Genomic DNA, 16,441 nt, shown 5'->3' with positions numbered 1-16,441 from the left:
GCAGCGCTCAGCCGCGTCAGTTACCGGCCGGATAGGCCGCCGGGGCGATGTGCGCCCGGTTGAGGAGGATGCCGACCTCGTCGAGCTCCTGCATCGGCACGTCGACGGTCTCGCCGGCGGGGATGTTGAGGCGGTATCCGACATAACGCCGGGCCACGATCGCGTCGAAGCCGAGGCGGTCGCGGAGCTTCTTGCGCAGTTTGCTGACGTGGCTCTCGATCACGCTCTCGTCGAAGGTCGACTCGAAGATGCCGTAGACCGCGTTGAAGATCTGCGTCTTGGTGATCCACTTGCCGTGGTTGCTGACCATATATTCGAGAATACGCAATTCACGGCGGGGCAGGGTGAGGGCGTGGCCCGCGATCTCGGGGTCGCGCCCGTTGAAGAAGACCTGGATCCTGGTCTCGCAGGGTCTCGGCAACTCGCCCACCCGGCGGCGCGCGATCGCGGCCGTTCGGGCGAGGATCTCGCGCAGGTGAATCGGCACGTACACGACGTCGTCAACGCCCGATTCGAACAGCTCCAGCGTGTTCTTGAGCATCTTCTGGCCGCTCATGGCGATGATGGGAGCCGAGGAGCGCTTGCGCATCGCCCGCGGCAGGCTTCCGCGGGCGTCGCAATCCCCGAGGAGGAAGGCGTCGACCGCTGCCAGGTCCGATTCACTCGCAGATTGCAGCCAGTCCCAGAATTCTCCGGAGGAGAAGCCGATCGACGATACGCCTTCGCGAACGAGCCCTCCAACGTAGCTGTTCGTGACGCTCTCACGATCATCAACGATAATATACATCAGTCTTTCGCCCCTGTTTCGCACTTATCGCGGCCGGTTGGTTGTTGTGATGCCCGGCTCGGCGACCATGCTGTTTGACGATATTTCCATCCCGCGAACCGTTGTTATGGTTTCGATATTCGCGGGCAGCCCTACGCATTCAGTGCCTGCGTTTTCCGCGGGCCTGTTACTTCGACTCGATACTGAACGCTTACTGCGTGAGGCTCGGCGGGTGTCTTACGGATCACCTCGCGGAGCGGATTGAGACAGCGACCTAGAACAGTTGCGCCAAGTTGCTTATCGCGTCCGAACGCTACTGAACCTTGCCGATCTCCTCGCCAACTGGCGAGAATCACTTGGATAGGACCGTAACAATTGCCGATTTCCGATCAAGCGCGCGCATCAAAGCGATTGCTATGTGTGTTTGATGCTGTTGGTTTGTTTCGAGTTGTTTCTTGATATATTCAATCGCATCAGTTGATTTGGATTTTGAACTAGTTTTGCACCGTGACGGATCTATAGTTCCGCATCCCCGTATAATCACAGCTATTTCGGGTGGTGCTGCGGGGTAGGCGTATGGAGGGGTTTTCAACCCCGGATTGACTCTCTCCACCGGTTTTCCACATGCGACAATTCGACTCATGTGTGGCGAGGCGACTCCAGCTTGGCGAAATCTTGGCGAGGGTGTGTCTTTCGAGTCGCACTCTCGCCACGTGCGTGACGCGTTTGACTCATGCGACGTCGCATCGTGCGTGATGAAAAGTTTTCGATGCGCACGTTTCGGGCAAGCTTCGACAAATAAATTCGTCGTTCGATAGATCTAACCGAACGGAGCATTCTCGCATGTTGTCCGATGGAAAAGCTCGTCCCAACGAGACCGCTGACGTTTCCTCGGCGGCGAAGCCGGCTCCGGAGCCACGCAATACAAGGGACAGCGCGACGCAAACGGCCAAGCCTGCCGCGAGCGCAAAGCGTGCGTCGGCTGCGGCGAGCGACGAAGCGCTGGCGAAAGAGGCGCTCGAGGGGCTGAAGCGCATTCGCGCCAAGGCGCGCCTCGACAAGATGGCGATACCCAAGCCCGCGCCGGTCGTGATGAAGCCGGCAGTGATCGTGGCCAAGCCGCCGCCGCCCCGTCCGACCTGGGTCGCGCCGCTCGCAACGTTGGCGGTCGCCGCCATCCTGGTGGTCTGCGCCTGCACCGGTGTGATTGCCTATCTCACCACGCAGCCCGCCCAGAACAATGTCGCGGCCAATACGGAGATCAGGAATCTGCGCGAGACGGTCGCCCAGCTGCGCAAGCAGGTGTCGGGCGTGTCCGAAAATCTCGACGGCCTGCGCACCGCGGTCGATCAATCGAGCAAGGCGACCAACGATCGCTTCGGCAGGTTTGCCGAGAATCTGGACCGCATCGAGCGGGTGAGCTCGTCCTCGACGGTCAAGCTCGACAAGCTCGCCCAGGCGCAAGCCCAGGCTCCGGCGCCGACAGTGGCGCAATCGCAGCCGTCGTCGCAGGCCGCGCCGATGATGGCTTCGCTCGCAGCGCCCGAGGTCACGGGCTCGGTGTCTCCCTCCGAGCGCGCATCAGTGCCGCGGAAGGTGGTCAAGGGCTGGTCGGTGCGCCAGGCCTATGAGGGGATTGCGATCCTGCAAAGCCCGAACGGCGTCATCGAGGCCGTGCTGGGGCAGCAGGTGCCCGGCCTTGGCCGCATCGAGGAGATCCGGAACGAGAACGGGCGCCTTGTGGTCGAATCCAGCGGGGGCGTGATCTACTCGTCGCGCAAGGCAACGCCGTGATCGAGCGCCGCCTCTATTGGCGGTGATGCTCGAAGCTGGTGCATAGCAGATCGACCTCCGGCTCCGCGATTGGCGCGCGAAACAGGCGGCAGCTGAACTCGACCGTCGTCTTGCCGTCCGCCGCGGTGCGATCTTCCCGGAGGAAGATGCAGCGCTTGCAGACGTCGGTATGGTGCCGCTGCTCGGCCGCGTCCGACTGGTCCAGCACGTGGCGGAGCGCGTCGCGGAAGCGGATCTTGGCCTCGTCGTCGAGCACAGCAATCGCCTCGACGAGGACGTTGACGGGATCGCGCGCCAGGAACTTCTTGCCCGGCTGCGTAACGCTCAGCATCACCGACCGCTTGTCCTTGGCCGAGCGCTTTCGCTCGAGATAGCCGAGCCGTTCCAGCTCGCCGATGATGAACGAGGCGGTGCCGCGCGTGGTGCCGACGTAACTCGCGAGCGCCGAGGGCGTGCGGGAAAACCGGTTGGCGCGGGAGAGGAAGCGCAGCGCCATCCACTCGCGATCGCGCAAGCCGTGCTTGGTGCCTTCGAACCAGAGGATTCGTGCGACCTGCTCCAACAGTTCAATCGATTCGCGAGCCAAATTCATTTCACTTCCAAGTCGGATAAAGCTTTATTCAACTGAGCCTTCGGGGGAGCGCAATCTGGGTGGACGAGAATGAAACCCGCGGGCGATCCTTGGTCGGACGGCGCGCCCACTGGGAAGACGTCCTCCGTTTCCGGAGATGGAACTTCCGGCCGTGGAACTAGAGCGTCACAAAGAAAGTTCGAGTAAACCGCGCGGCTCAACTCTTCTGAAAATTTCAGTCAAATGACGGCGGCTCGCGTGCGGGATTCCGATAGCGCGCAACATCCCGGCAACATGATGTGTCGTTGCGGCCACCATGCAGCCCGTTTGTTGCGGCGAAGCGTTTCGAATTGCGCGAGGGGGCGGAGTGTCTGCAGCTTCTGACCGCGTGAGGCGCGGCGGAAGAACCCCTATTTTCGGTTAATGGATGTTGCGCCGCAGCGCAGCCACGCGGTTAAATCGGGCACACGATCAAATCCGGAAAGCTTGCGCGTGGCCTTGCGCGGACGATCGCCGGCCAGCGGCATCATCTCGATTCAGCTCAGGCAGGACATGGGGGAGCGGCGTCAGGGACATGCCTGCAGACCGCATGCTCGCAGGCTGGTGATTTGCGTTTCCTCGGCAACTATTGGCGAATGCGTCGCCCCCGGGGGTACCAGGCAGCAGGAAGGAATAGACTGATGAGTTTCGAAACGATCATGACATCCGACGTCGTCGGGCTGACGAAAGTTGCCCCGGTCTCGCGCCGCGGATTCATGAGCGCGACCGCAGCCGTCGCCGCTGGCTACACGCTTGCGGCAGGTCCCGTCCGTGCCGAGGTGATCGCGACGGATACCAAGGGCCTCCAGGCCGGCGACGCCAGGATCAAGGTCGGCTCCGAGGAGATGCCTGCCTATTTCGCCCGCCCCGCCGGCAACACCAAGGCGCCGGTGATCATCGTGGCGATGGAGATTTTCGGCCTGCACGAATACATCAAGGACGTGACGCGGCGCCTGGCCAAGCTCGGCGCATTCGCAATCGCGCCCGACTATTACTTCCGCAAGGGCGTCGACCTGACCAAGGTGACCGACATCAAGGACCTGTTGGCGGTCGTGAATGCCAAGCCGGACGCCGAGCTGCTGTCCGATCTCGACGTGACGGTGGCGTGGGCGGGATCGCAGGGCGGCGATACCGCCAAGCTCGGTATCATCGGCTTCTGCCGCGGCGGGCGCTCCGTCTGGGAATATGCCGCTCACGGCGGTACTCTCAAGGCGGGTGTCGCATTCTATGGGACGGTGGTCGACCCCGCCAATCCACTGTGGCCGAAGAGCCCGCTCCAGCTCGCACCCGAGATGAAGACGCCGGTGCTCGGCCTCTATGGCGGCGCCGATACCGGCATTCCCGTTGCGCAGGTCGAGCAGCTCAAGGCGGCGCTCGAGCAGAACAAGAAGACGGCCGAATTCAAGATCTACCCCGAAGCGCCGCACGGCTTCCATGCCGACTACCGCGGCAGCTACCGCAAGGACGCCGCGGAAGATGCCTGGAAGCAGGCCGAGGCCTGGTTCAAGAAATATGGCGTCCTGAGCTGACGCCGGAGCATGATCCGGAAAAGTGTGCAGCGGTTTTCCGACAAGATCATGCTCAAGCAATTCAAGAGGGCGGCCCGCACGGCCGCCCTTTCTGTTTCAGCGTGCCGATCTCACTTCACCATCGCGCCATAGACGATGTCCTGGACCTGCTCGCGATAGTATTTCCTGAGCTCACCGGGCGCCGCCGTTCCCACCACGACGACGAGACGCTCCCTGGGATCGCAGAAGAACTGCGTTCCGAACGCGCCGTTCCAGGTGAACTCGCCGGGGTTGCCGGGGACCGACGACACCCCTTCGCCGGTGCGGACCGCAACCGCGAGGCCAAAGCCGAAACCGGCGCGATGCGGCTCGATGACCGCCACGTTGTTCTTGATCTCGGGGCCGAGATGGTTGGTCGTCATATGATGCACGGTCTTCGGGCCGAGGATGCGCTGGCCGTCGAGCTCGCCGCCGTTGAGCAGCATCTGCCCGAAGCGGATGTAGTCGCCGACCGTCGCGAACGAACAGGCGCCGCCGCAGTCGAACCTGGTCGGCGTGTCCAGCAGCTTGATGGCTTGCGGCTTCCCCGTCAGCGGATCGTTGGCAAACGGGCGGGCGAGGCGAGGGCGCTGCGCGTCGGTCGGGTGGAAGGTCGCGTCCTTCATGCCGAGCGGCTGCCACACATTGGCGGCGAGATAGTCGCCGAGCCGCTGTTCGCTCACCTTCTCGACGACGGCGCCGAGCACATCGATCGAAAAGCCGTATTCGAACTCGGTCGAGGGCTGATGCGCCAGCGGCAGCTTTGTGATGCGGTCGACGAAGGCCTGCGTGTCGCCTTCGATCGCCGGCGCGACGCCATCAGGGTATTGCCGCGCCACCGGGCTCGAACTGTCCGAGCGACCGCCATACATCAATCCGGACGTATGCCGGTAGAGATCGTGGATGAAGATCGGCGAGGCCTGCGGCTCGAGCTTGAGCGAGCCGTCGGCCTGCTGAACGCCGACCTTCATGTCGGCAAAGCCGGGATAGTAGTCGGACAGCCTGGCCTGGAGCGGCAACTGGCCCTTCTCCATCAGCGTCAGGCCTGCGACTGCGGCCATCGGCTTGGTCATCGAGGCCAGCGCGAAGATCGCGTCGACCGGCATCGGCGTGCCCTTGTCCGGATCGAGCAGGCCATAGGCCTTGTAGTGCACGAGCTTGCCGTCACGCGCCACTGCGACGACGGCGCCGGGCACGCGCTTTGCGGCGATTTCGCGGGCGAAGAAACTGTCGAGCCGTGCAAGACCCTGCTTCGAGAAACCGGCGTCGTCAGGATTGGCTTCGGGCAGCGGTGCGGCGCGCGCTGCACCGAATGCGATGACGGCAGCCGCCGCCGCGATCATGGCGATCGTCTTCTTCATTGTATCCTCCCAAGGCGAGCTCGTTTCGTTGTGGCTCGCGCGGCACCTAGATCACGATCGCACTGGGGCGAAGTCAAGCGCAGGCAGGGCATGTCTGGGAGGCGTCGGAGGTGGATCCTATCGTCCTTCGCCCGCGCGCCACAGTGCATCCAGGGCGTGGCGGTAGGTCGGATAGGCCAGCGTGACGCCGAGCTCGCGCTTCAATTTCGCGTTGGAGACGCGAGCGCTGCTGGCATAGAAGCTACGCGCCATCGCCGACATCTCGGCGGTCTCGAACGCCTCTTCGGGCGGCGGCGCGACGCCCATGAGCTGGGCCGCATAGGCGATCACGTCCTGCGGCGGCGCGGGCTCGTCGTCGCAGACGTTCCAGGTGCCGCTGCCCTGGTGACGAACCGCGGCCATGATCGCGCTTGCGATGTCGTCGGTGTGGATGCGGTTGAAGACCTGTCCGGGCTTGATGATGCGCCGGGCCGTTCCGGCGCGCAGCGTCACCAGCGCGTTGCGGCCGGGACCGTAGATGCCTGCAAGCCGCAGGATCGCGACATCGCCGCGCCCGATATCCGTCCAGGCCTGCTCCGCTGCGAGCCGCATGCGTGTGCGGTCGAGGGCGGCCTGCGGCGGCGTGCTTTCGTCCACCCAGCTGCCTGCGTGATCGCCATAGACGCCGATCGTGGACAGGTAGATGATCTTGCGCTGACGGCCCCCGGCCAGCACGTCCGCGCAGGCCGCGATTGCGGGATCGCCGGCGCTGCCGGGCGGGATCGAGATGAGAAGGACATCGGCGTCGCTGATACGTTCGGCCGTCTCGCGAGCCGGGCGGCTGCCGGAAAACGGGTGCACCTCGATGCCTGCAAGGTCATCCCGTTTCGCGGGATCGCGCACCGTGCCGGCGATGTGCGAGAACGTTCCGCCGAATCTGCGGACGAAATGCCTGGCGCTGTAGCCGAAGCCTAGAATGAAGAGCCGCATGCCTCTCCCGTGCAGGTCGGAGTTCCCGTCGCGCCAGCTGCGCGCCCCCGCTCATAAGGGATTTTTGGGTCCGGCAAAAGATATTGCAATTTTACGCGCCCGCCAGTGCGGGCGATGATCGCTCGTCGCGGAGATGTCATCAGGGAAGCGTCGATCATGCAGGCAGAAGCGGCCACTATGCCGCCATTGGACGCCGCGGAGCTGATCCGGCGCGCGGCCGCGCTGATCTTCGATGTCGACGGCACCCTGGCCGAGACGGAGGAACTGCATCGGCAGGCCTTCAACCATGCCTTTGTCCGCCACGGTCTCGACTGGCATTGGGACCGCGCCGTCTACAAGGACCTGCTGCGGGTGACAGGCGGCAAGGAGCGAATTCGCGCTCACCACGCTCGGCTGCGGATTGCCCGGCCATTGTCAGACGAAGACATCGCCGAACTCCACCGCGTCAAGACCGCGCACTACGCCGCGCTGATCGAGACCGGCTGTTGCCCGCTGCGGCCGGGCGTGACGGACCTTCTGACCGCGGCGAAGGCCCGCGGCCAGCGGCTTGCGATCGCGACCACCACCTCGCACGGCAACATCGATGCGCTGCTGTCGCGGGCGCTGGGGATGCGCTGGGCCGCGGACTTCGATGCGATCGTTGCCGGCGACGACGTGCGGCACAAGAAGCCTGCGCCGGATGTCTATCTCGAAGTCCTGGCGCGGCTGAAGATGGAGCCTTTCGACTGCGTCGCAATCGAGGATTCCGCCAACGGCCTGATTGCGGCGTCGCGGGCGAACATCCCGGTTCTGATCACCCGCAGCATGTTCTTCCGGGACGATGATCTCGGCGCGGCACGGTTGGTGCTGGACGATCTGTCGGGGCTTCGATGAGGTCGCCAACTAAAAAACTGAAAAACAACCCCATGCACAGTAGAACGGGCCGGCGGGCCTGCCGCCTTCAGTGGACGCGGTGACTCGTTCTATCGTCTTCAGCCTGCTCGACAATCTGCGCAATCGGGCTCGACTGATGGTGAACCAGGCGCCAGTCGTCGCCGACGCGGCGAAAATGGTTGGCAGCGGCCAAGGCGGTGCCGTCGAGGATCTCGATGCAGAGCACGCGCGCGCAGTCGCCGTCGACGATGGCCTGCGGCTCGGCGCAGACGATCTGCGGTCGCTCCGGATTTTGCAGGATGTCGCGCCAGCTCCCGATCACGGTGGCCCGCCCGATGATCGCAGGCCAGCCGGGATGGATGCAGGAGATGGCGTCGTCATCCGCCCACATCTGTTCCATTCCGGCGAAGTCGCCCGTTGAAAAGGCGGCGTAGAAGGCCGCGTTCGCGGCGATGACCTTGCTGTCCTTTGCCATTGCTCTCGGGTGAGGCAATGACAGGCAAAAATCAAGCGCGACTTCCGTCGACTTTGCGTTCGATTTGGACCGCAGTGCAGCATTACTGCCCAGTTTGTGGTCACGCAGAAACGTGCGTCTCCACCGCCCGCCGCGCGCCGTCCGTATAGAGACGGCCGAGCGCCGCGATCACGGCCTCGCGCAGGCGCGGCTCGGCACCCAGCGGCCCGAACACTTGTCCGACCCCGAGCAGTGCGGGCGCGAGCCGTTCGGCGACAGGGCCCGCCTCGCGCGCCAAGCCTGCGAACTCGCCGGCGAGGGGATCGCGCACGTCGATGGCGCGGCCGTGCTCGTCGCGCGCGGTGACGTAGCGCATCCAGCCGGCCACCGCGAGCGCATGCGTCGCGATCGGCAGGTTCTTGGCGAGGCGATCCCGCATCGCGCCGAGCAGGCGTTGCGGCAGCTTTTGCGAGCCGTCCATCGCGATCTGCCAGGTGCGATGATGCAGCGCCGGATTGGCGAAGCGCTTGAGCAGCGAGGCGCGATAGGCGGCAAGGTCGGTGCTCGCCGGCATCTTCAGCGTCACCGCGGCCTCTTCCATCACCTGCGCGGCGAGACGCGCGAAGTGCGGATCCTGCATGGTGTCGGCGATGGTCTCGTAGCCGGCGAGATAGCCGAGATAGGCGAGCGCGGAATGGCTGGCGTTGAGCAGCCGAAGCTTCATCAGCTCGAACGGCTTGACGTCGGTGACGAGCTCGACGCCCGCGGCGGCAAGATCGGGCCGGCCCGCCGCGAAGCGGTCCTCGACCACCCATTGCGTGAAGGGCTCGGTCATCACCGGCCAGGCGTCGCGGAAGCCCAGCGCGGATGACACCGCATCGCGGTCGGCATCCGTCGTCTCCGGCACGATGCGGTCGACCATGGTCGAGGGAAAGGCTGCGGTATCCGCGATCCACTTGCCGAGATCCTTCGAGCGCAGCGCCGCGAACTGCGTCACGATCCGTTGCACGGTGTGGCCGTTGGCGGCGAGGTTGTCGCAGCACAGCACGGTGAAGGGCGCAAGCCCCTGCGCCCGGCGGCGCGCCAGCGCGGCCACGATGAAGCCGGGGGCCGAGCGCGGCGCGTCAAAATTGTTGAGATCGTGCACGACGTCCGGATGCCGCTCGTCGAGATCGCCGGTCTGCGGCGTATGACAATAGCCTTTCTCGGTGACGGTGAGCGAGACGATGCGAATGGCGGGATCGGCCATCCGCTCGATCAACCGCACCGGGTTCTCGCGTGCGACGACGCTGTCGAGCAAAGCGCCGATGACGCGGTGCTCGGTGCCCTCAGTGGCACGAACGGCAACGGTGTAGAGATGATCCTGCGGGGCGAGGGCGTCGCGCGTATCCGGGCTGCGCAGGCTCGCGCCGACGATGCCCCAGGATGCGCTGCCTGTGGCAAGGCAATCGTCGATGACGACGGCCTGATGCGCGCGATGAAAGGCCCCGAGGCCCAGATGCACGATGCCGGGCGTGACGCGCGATCGGTCATAGGCCGGGCGGCGGATGGCCGGCGGCAGCCGGTCGAGATTGGCGCGGCCAAGACGCGTTGAATTATGGCGCATGGTCGTCTCTCCCTGTCTTTGGCCGCTGCTTGACATGGCGCCCGTCCTCGGTCAATGCTCCGGTCAATTGGTAAGGCCAATTATCCAAAATTGGCGGGCGGCGGGTTTGGACGACCCCGCGCGACCCTTTCGGGGAGGACCAGCGTGCCGCTGGAAGCTGTGGAGGCGAGACGGCTCTATCGCCAGGTCGCCGATCAATTGCGAAGCCTGATCGACAGCGGCGAGTACGCGGTCGGCAGCCGCTTGCCGACCGAGCGCGAGCTCGCCGAGCAGCTCAAGGTGTCGCGGCCGACGGTGCGCGAAGCCCTGATCGCGCTCGAGGTCGAAGGCCGCCTGCGCATCCGCGTCGGGTCCGGCATCTATGTGATCGAGCCCGCGGCCGTTGCGGCGCCTGCGACCGCTTCCGTCATCGAGGGGCCGTTCGAGCTGTTGCGCGCCCGCGAATTCCTGGAGAGTGCCATCGCCGAGCAGGCCGCGCGCGTCGCGACCAAGGACGACGTCGCGCGCATCGACGCGTCGCTTCTCGCGATGGAGAATGTCGAGCACCCCGGCGAAGCCTCGATGGTCCACGACCGCGCCTTCCATGTCGCGATCGCCGGAAGTCTCGGCAATGCCGTCCTGGTGCGCGTGGTCGGCGAGCTGTTCGACCAGCGCCTCAATCCCTATTTCGCGCAGCTTGCGCATTATTTCGAGAACCCGGGCACCTGGCGCACCGCGCTCGACGAGCATCGCGCCGTGCGCGACGCGATCGCCGCGCATGATCCGGACGCCGCGCGCGAGGCGATGCGCAAACACCTGGCGCGCTCGCAGGAGCGCTTTGCGCAGAATTTCGGCGCCGTGGCTGCGTCAGGATCGTCCCCGGCACGATCTCCGGCAACGCCGGCAAAACCAGAGCGGGCGCCGAAGAAGCAGGCCGAAAAACAGGCCAAGAAGCAAGCCAAGAGCGGCAGCGCGCGGCGGCGATGAGATTGGGCGGCCCGCATTCCTTGCAGGCGGGCGAACAAGAAGCAGACTTGAACGATGGAGGAAAAGTCAGTGTTGAAGAAGATGACGATGATGCTCGCGGTCTCGGCCGCGGCGATGTTTGCAACGACCCAGGCCGGCATGGCGCAGACCAAGCTGAAATGGGCCCATGTCTACGAGACCTCTGAGCCGTTCCATACCGCTTCGGTCTGGGCCGCGCAGGAGATCGGCAAGCGCACCAAGGGGCGCTATGCGGTCGATGTCTATCCGGCGTCCCAGCTCGGCAAGGAAGCCGACATCAACCAGGGCCTTTCGCTCGGCTCGGTCGACATCATCATCTCCGGCTCGAGCTTCGCGGCCAAGAGCTTCCCGCCGATCGGCGTGACCTACTATCCCTACACCTTCCGCGACGCCGATCATCTCCTGGCCTACACCAAGAGCGACATCTTCAAGGAACTCGCCAAGGGCTATGAGGACAAGAGCGGCCACCACATCGTCGCCGTGACCTATTACGGCGTGCGCCAGACCTCGTCGAACAAGCCGATCAAGAGCTGCGCCGACCTCAAGGGCCTGAAGATGCGCGTGCCCGACGTTCCGGCCTATCTCGCAATGCCGCGCGCCTGCGGCGCCAACACCGCGCCGATCGCGTTCGCCGAAGTCTATCTCGCGCTCCAGAACGGCACCGTCGAGGCACAGGAGAATCCGCTGACCACGATCGAGGCCAAGAAGTTCTACGAGGTGCAGAAGCACATCGTGCTGACCGGTCACATCGTCGACCACCTCAACACGGTGGTGGCGGGCGCGCTCTGGAAGAAGCTCTCGGACGAGGACAAGAAGATCTTCACCGACGTCGCGCAGGAGGCCGCCGCCAAGGCGACCGCGGAGATCAAGCAGAACGAAGCCAAGCTGGTCGCCTTCTTCAAGGAGAAGGGCCTGACCGTGACCGAGGTCGACAAGAACGAGTTCCGCGACACCGTGCTGAAGAACGTCGCGTTCGAGACGTTTGGCTATCGCAAGGCGGATTGGGAACGGATTCAGGAAGTTAAATAGCAGTGACTGTCATTCCGGGGCTCGCGAAGCGAGAACCCGGAATCTCGAGGTTCCGGGTTCGACGCTGACGCGTCGCCCCGGAACGACGATTTGGAGAGAGGTAACCCCATGTCGACCGCCGAAATACACCGGCAGATCACCGCGGACGAGATCGCCCACACCTTCGAGGAGGAGGCGACGCCGAAGGTCGATCTCGGCATCTACGCTTTCGAGGACTGGGTGGCGCTGGCGATCTTCTGGGTGATGGCGCTCGCCGTCTTCCTCCAGTTCTTCACCCGCTACGTCCTCAACGACAGCTATGCCTGGACCGAGGAGATCGCGACCTACTGCCTAATCGGCGTGGTCTTCATCGGCGCCTCGATGTGCGTGCGGCTGTCGCGGCACATCCAGGTCGATCTGATCTACCGTTATCTGCCGCATCTCGTCGCGCGCACGCTGTCGACGGTCATCGACCTGATCCGGATCGCCTTCTTCGGCTACGCCATCAAGCTGGTCTGGGTCTACATCCAGATCATCGGCGACGAGTCGATGACCACGATCAATCTTCCCAAGGACTACGTCTATTACGCCGTGCTGGCCGGCTTCGTGCTGATGTTCGCGCGCTCGGTGCAGGTGGCGCTGCAACATCTGCGACAGGGCTACTCGATCCTCGAACGTCCCGGCGCCTACGACGGTTTTGAAGGGTAAGGTCATGCTGCTGTTGCTTGGTGGTTTTCTCCTCCTGATGCTGCTCGGCGTTCCCGTGGCGATCGCCATGGCCGCGTCGTCGCTGCTCTACATCCTGGTCAGCGGCGTGACGCCCGACGTCACGCTGGCGCAGCGCATGATCGCCGGCGTCGAGAGCTTCCCGCTGCTCGCCGTGCCGTTCTTCATCCTGGCCGGCAACCTCATGAACATCGCCGGCGTCACCGGCCGCATCTACAAGTTCGCGGTCGCGCTGGTCGGCTGGATGCGCGGCGGCCTCGGCCACGTCAACATCATCGGCTCGGTGATCTTCTCCGGCATGTCGGGCACCGCCATCGCGGACGCTGCCGGCCTCGGCACCATCGAGATCAAGGCGATGAAGGACCACGGCTATTCGACCGAGTTCTCGGTCGGCGTCACTGCGGCGTCCGCGACGCTCGGCCCGATCATCCCGCCGTCGCTGCCCTTCGTGATCTACGGCATGATGGCGAACGTCTCGATCGGCGCACTGTTCCTGGGCGGCGTCATTCCCGGCATCGTCATGACGCTTCTGATGATGGCCACCGTCACCTACTTCGCGCACAAGAACAAATGGGGCAGCGACACGCCGTTCTCCTGGCCGCAGCTCGGCTCGGCCGGCCTCGAGATCGCCATCGTGCTCGCTTTCCCGCTCGCGATCTGGCTGATGGTGGTCGCCGGCATGTCGACCAACATGGCGGTCGTCATCGGGCTCGGCGTGCTGCTCGCGATCGACTGGTATTTCGACTTCTCCGCGGTGATGGCGCTGATGGCGCCGGTGATCCTGATCGGCGGCATGACGCTGGGCTGGTTCACGCCGACCGAGGCCGCGGTTGCCGCCGTGATCTGGTCGCTGTTCCTCGGGCTCGTGCGCTACCGCACCATGACGCTGAAGACGGTGGCGAAGGCGACTTTCGACACCATCGAGACCACGGCCTCGGTGCTGTTCATCGTGACAGCTGCGTCGATCTTCGCCTGGCTGCTGACGGTGTCGCAGGCCGCCCAGATGCTCTCGGACTGGATGCTCAGCATCACCCACAACAAATGGGTGTTCCTTGCGTTGGCCAACGTCCTGATCCTGTTCGTCGGCTGCTTCATCGACACCACGGCGGCGATCACCATTCTGGTGCCGATCCTGTTGCCGATCGTGCTCAAGCTCGGCATCGATCCGATCCATTTCGGCCTGATCATGACGCTGAACCTGATGATCGGCCTGCTGCATCCGCCGCTCGGCATGGTGCTGTTCGTGCTCGCCCGCGTGGCAAAACTCTCGGTCGAACGCACGACGGTGGCGATCCTGCCCTGGCTGGTGCCGCTGATGCTCGCGCTGATCGCGATCACCTACATCCCCGAACTGACCCTCTGGCTGCCTAAATACATGGGACTCTCCAAATGACCTCCACTGCTCTCGCCGCAACCCTGTTCGGCCCCGAAGATCTGCGCATGATCGAGCATCCGCTCGACAAGCTCGCATCAGGCATGGTGCGCATCCGCTTCGGCGCCGGCGGCATCTGCGGCTCGGACATGCATTATTTCCGTCATGCGCGGACCGGTGATTTCGTGGTGAAGTCGCCTTTGGTGCTGGGACATGAGATCTCCGGCGAGGTCGTGGAGATATCGGGTTCCGCAGCCAATCTGAAGGTCGGCGACCGCGTCGCCGTCAATCCGTCGCGCTGGTGCGGCCATTGCGTCGCCTGCCGCGAGGGCCGGCCGAACCTCTGCGAAAACATCTATTTCATGGGCTCGGCCTCGAAGACCCCGCACATGCAGGGCGGCTTTGCCAATTACTTCGACGCGATCCCCGCGCAATGCGTCAAGATTCCCGATCACGTCTCCTATCAGGCGGCAGCGCTCGCCGAGCCGCTCGCAGTCTGCCTGCACGCGGTCGCGCGCGCCGGCAATATCGAGGGCAAGCGCGGCATCATCTTCGGCGCCGGTCCGATCGGGCTTCTGACCATGCTCGCCGCGCACCGTGCCGGCATGGCCGACATCACGGTGGCCGACATCGCACCGGCACCGCTCGCCTTTGCGAGCCGGCTTGGCGCCTCTCATGTCGAGAACGTATCGGGTGGCGAAGAGGGCCTGAAGGCGCAGGCCGCTGCACGTCCCTACGACGTCGCGTTCGAAGTCTCGGGCACGGCCGCGGGCCTTGCCAGTGCGATCGGCATCGTCCGGCGTGGCGGCGTCGTGGTGCAGATCGGCAATCTGCCCGGTGGCCAGATCCCGACGCCGTCGAACGCCGTGATGGCGAAGGAGATCGACCTGCGCGGCTCGTTCCGCTTCGGCTTCGAGTTCATGACGGCGGTGGAACTGATTTCCGCTGGCAGCGTCGACGTGCTGTCGCTGGTCACGGCCGAGCGGCCGCTCTCGACCGCACCCGATGCGCTGCGGCTGGCGCTCGACCGCTCGCAGAGCGTCAAGGTCGTGCTGACTGCGAACTGATCCGGGAGAATCTCGATGATGTTGCAAGGATGGCGCTGGTACGGACCGGACGATCCGGTCTCGCTCGATGACGTCAGGCAGGCCGGGGCGACGGATATCGTCTCGGCGCTGCATCAGGTGCCGATCGGGGAGGCCTGGACGCGCAAGGCGGTCGAGGAGCGCAAGAACTTCATCGAGCGCGGCCAGCCCGGCCGCTCGCAACTGACGTGGTCGGTGGTGGAGTCGATTCCGATCCCTGACGACGTCAAGCGGCTCGGCGGTAAGGCGACGAAGTCGATTGAGGCGTGGATCGCGAGCCTTGAGGCCGTGGCCGCTTCCGGCATCAAGATCATCTGCTACAATTTCATGCCCGTGGTGGACTGGTGCCGTACCGATCTGGAATGGGAGCTGCCGAACGGCGCTCGTGCCATGCGGTTCGACCAGGATCGCTTTGCCGCGTTCGAGCTGCACATCCTTAAGCGTCCGGCCGCCGCGCAGGAGTATTCACCGGAGCAGCAAGCGCGCGCGAAAACGCTGTTCGACCAGTTGAGCCAGGCCGACATCGACTATCTCGTCATGGTCATCGCCAGCGCGCTGCCCGGCTCGACAACCGAGCCGATGACGATCCCGCAATTCCGCGACCGGCTCGAAACGTACCGCGATATCACGCCAAGAATCCTGCGACAGCATCTCGCCGAGTTTTTGGAGCGCGTCACCCCCGTTGCGGAACAGCTCGGCGTCTCGCTGACCCTGCATCCCGACGATCCGCCGCGTCCGCTGTTTGGACTGCCGCGCATTGCCTCCTCGGCCGACGACTATCAGGCGCTGTTCGACGCCGTGCCGTCGAAGGCCAACGGCATCTGCCTGTGCACGGGCTCGCTCGGCGTGCGGCCCGAGAACAACCTGCCTGAAATGGCCGAGCGCTTCGGCCCGCGCATTGCGTTTGCGCATCTGCGCGCGACCAAGCGCGAGGCGGACGGCCTGTCATTCTACGAATCCGATCATCTCGACGGCGACGTCGACATGGTCGCCGTGCTCAAGGCGCTGCTGAAGGAGAACGCGCGGCGCTCGCCCGACAAAAGAATCGTGTTCCGCCCCGATCACGGCCACCGCATGCTCGACGATCTCGCCGCCACCAAGCGCACCAATCCCGGCTACACCGCGATCGGCCGCCTGCGCGGCCTCGCCGAGCTCCGCGGCGCCGTCAGGGCGATCGAGCATCGGTGACGGCGTGGTGCGCTTCGCCTCTCCCCGCTTGCGGGGAGAGGCCGGATTGCATCGAAGATGCAATCCGGGTGAGGGGGACTCTCCGCGAGTCCAACTCT

15 protein-coding genes are annotated in these 16,441 nt (G+C 64.6%); 9 read left to right on the top strand and 6 right to left on the bottom strand.

Going from position 1 to position 16,441, the window contains the following annotated elements:
* Nucleotides 1-16: 16 nt before the first annotated feature.
* Entirely contained in the window at nucleotides 17-787 is a 771-nt protein-coding gene (locus tag BJA_RS34680) for a response regulator transcription factor (RefSeq protein ID WP_028175236.1), read from the bottom strand.
* A gap of 822 nt (nucleotides 788-1,609) precedes the next feature.
* Between BJA_RS34680 and BJA_RS34675 the strand changes: the two genes are divergently transcribed.
* Nucleotides 1,610-2,560 carry a hypothetical protein gene (locus tag BJA_RS34675; RefSeq protein ID WP_011089583.1) on the top strand — a complete coding sequence of 317 codons (951 nt, stop codon included), beginning with the start codon at nucleotides 1,610-1,612 and terminating at the stop codon, nucleotides 2,558-2,560.
* Nucleotides 2,561-2,573: 13 nt separating this feature from the next.
* Here BJA_RS34675 and BJA_RS34670 read toward each other — a convergent pair whose 3' ends face one another.
* A complete protein-coding gene (locus BJA_RS34670; protein ID WP_011089582.1) occupies nucleotides 2,574-3,152 on the bottom strand; it encodes a MarR family winged helix-turn-helix transcriptional regulator in 579 nt (192 codons plus the stop codon).
* 659 nt (nucleotides 3,153-3,811) lie between these two features.
* Here BJA_RS34670 and BJA_RS34665 point away from each other — a divergent pair.
* The gene (locus BJA_RS34665) at nucleotides 3,812-4,699 is read left to right on the top strand and encodes a dienelactone hydrolase family protein (protein WP_011089580.1); all 888 of its coding nucleotides are present in this window, start codon (nucleotides 3,812-3,814) and stop codon (nucleotides 4,697-4,699) included.
* Between the two features lie 110 nt (nucleotides 4,700-4,809).
* Here BJA_RS34665 and BJA_RS34660 read toward each other — a convergent pair whose 3' ends face one another.
* The gene (locus BJA_RS34660) at nucleotides 4,810-6,078 is read right to left on the bottom strand and encodes a serine hydrolase domain-containing protein (protein ID WP_011089579.1); all 1,269 of its coding nucleotides are present in this window, start codon (nucleotides 6,076-6,078) and stop codon (nucleotides 4,810-4,812) included.
* Between the two features lie 117 nt (nucleotides 6,079-6,195).
* Nucleotides 6,196-7,047 carry an SDR family oxidoreductase gene (locus BJA_RS34655; RefSeq protein WP_011089578.1) on the bottom strand — a complete coding sequence of 284 codons (852 nt, stop codon included), beginning with the start codon at nucleotides 7,045-7,047 and terminating at the stop codon, nucleotides 6,196-6,198.
* 156 nt (nucleotides 7,048-7,203) lie between these two features.
* Between BJA_RS34655 and BJA_RS34650 the strand changes: the two genes are divergently transcribed.
* Nucleotides 7,204-7,920, top strand: a complete 717-nt coding sequence (locus BJA_RS34650) for an HAD family hydrolase (RefSeq protein WP_038965679.1) — start codon at nucleotides 7,204-7,206, stop codon at nucleotides 7,918-7,920.
* Nucleotides 7,921-7,987: 67 nt separating this feature from the next.
* Here BJA_RS34650 and BJA_RS34645 read toward each other — a convergent pair whose 3' ends face one another.
* Together BJA_RS34645 and BJA_RS34640 are read right to left on the bottom strand one after the other, a co-directional pair.
* Nucleotides 7,988-8,395 carry a nuclear transport factor 2 family protein gene (locus tag BJA_RS34645; protein ID WP_011089576.1) on the bottom strand — a complete coding sequence of 136 codons (408 nt, stop codon included), beginning with the start codon at nucleotides 8,393-8,395 and terminating at the stop codon, nucleotides 7,988-7,990.
* A gap of 100 nt (nucleotides 8,396-8,495) precedes the next feature.
* On the bottom strand, nucleotides 8,496-9,980 hold the full coding sequence (locus tag BJA_RS34640) for a mannitol dehydrogenase family protein (protein WP_038965670.1): 1,485 nt from the start codon (nucleotides 9,978-9,980) through the stop codon (nucleotides 8,496-8,498).
* Nucleotides 9,981-10,124: 144 nt separating this feature from the next.
* Between BJA_RS34640 and BJA_RS34635 the strand changes: the two genes are divergently transcribed.
* The 6 genes from BJA_RS34635 (at nucleotide 10,125) to uxuA (ending at nucleotide 16,343) form a co-directional block, all read left to right on the top strand.
* Complete coding sequence (locus tag BJA_RS34635; protein ID WP_038965671.1) at nucleotides 10,125-10,946, top strand: FadR/GntR family transcriptional regulator; 822 nt, start codon at nucleotides 10,125-10,127, stop codon at nucleotides 10,944-10,946.
* Nucleotides 10,947-11,033: 87 nt separating this feature from the next.
* Nucleotides 11,034-11,993, top strand: coding sequence for a sialic acid TRAP transporter substrate-binding protein SiaP (locus BJA_RS34630; protein ID WP_038965680.1), 960 nt, complete (start codon nucleotides 11,034-11,036; stop codon nucleotides 11,991-11,993).
* 108 nt (nucleotides 11,994-12,101) lie between these two features.
* The gene (locus BJA_RS34625; protein WP_011089572.1) at nucleotides 12,102-12,680 is read left to right on the top strand and encodes a TRAP transporter small permease; all 579 of its coding nucleotides are present in this window, start codon (nucleotides 12,102-12,104) and stop codon (nucleotides 12,678-12,680) included.
* A 4-nt stretch (nucleotides 12,681-12,684) separates the two neighbouring features.
* On the top strand, nucleotides 12,685-14,091 hold the full coding sequence (locus BJA_RS34620) for a TRAP transporter large permease (protein WP_011089571.1): 1,407 nt from the start codon (nucleotides 12,685-12,687) through the stop codon (nucleotides 14,089-14,091).
* Nucleotides 14,088-15,137, top strand: coding sequence for an L-idonate 5-dehydrogenase (locus tag BJA_RS34615; protein WP_011089570.1), 1,050 nt, complete (start codon nucleotides 14,088-14,090; stop codon nucleotides 15,135-15,137). The genes BJA_RS34620 and BJA_RS34615 overlap by 4 nt, the downstream gene beginning before the upstream one ends.
* Nucleotides 15,138-15,152: 15 nt before the next feature.
* A complete protein-coding gene (gene uxuA, locus BJA_RS34610; protein ID WP_011089569.1) occupies nucleotides 15,153-16,343 on the top strand; it encodes a mannonate dehydratase in 1,191 nt (396 codons plus the stop codon).
* Nucleotides 16,344-16,441: the final 98 nt, after the last annotated feature.

This window comes from Bradyrhizobium diazoefficiens USDA 110 (assembly GCF_000011365.1).
GTDB classification, from domain to species: Bacteria; Pseudomonadota; Alphaproteobacteria; order Rhizobiales; family Xanthobacteraceae; genus Bradyrhizobium; species Bradyrhizobium diazoefficiens.
This window is presented reverse-complemented; position numbering and strand designations above follow the sequence as displayed.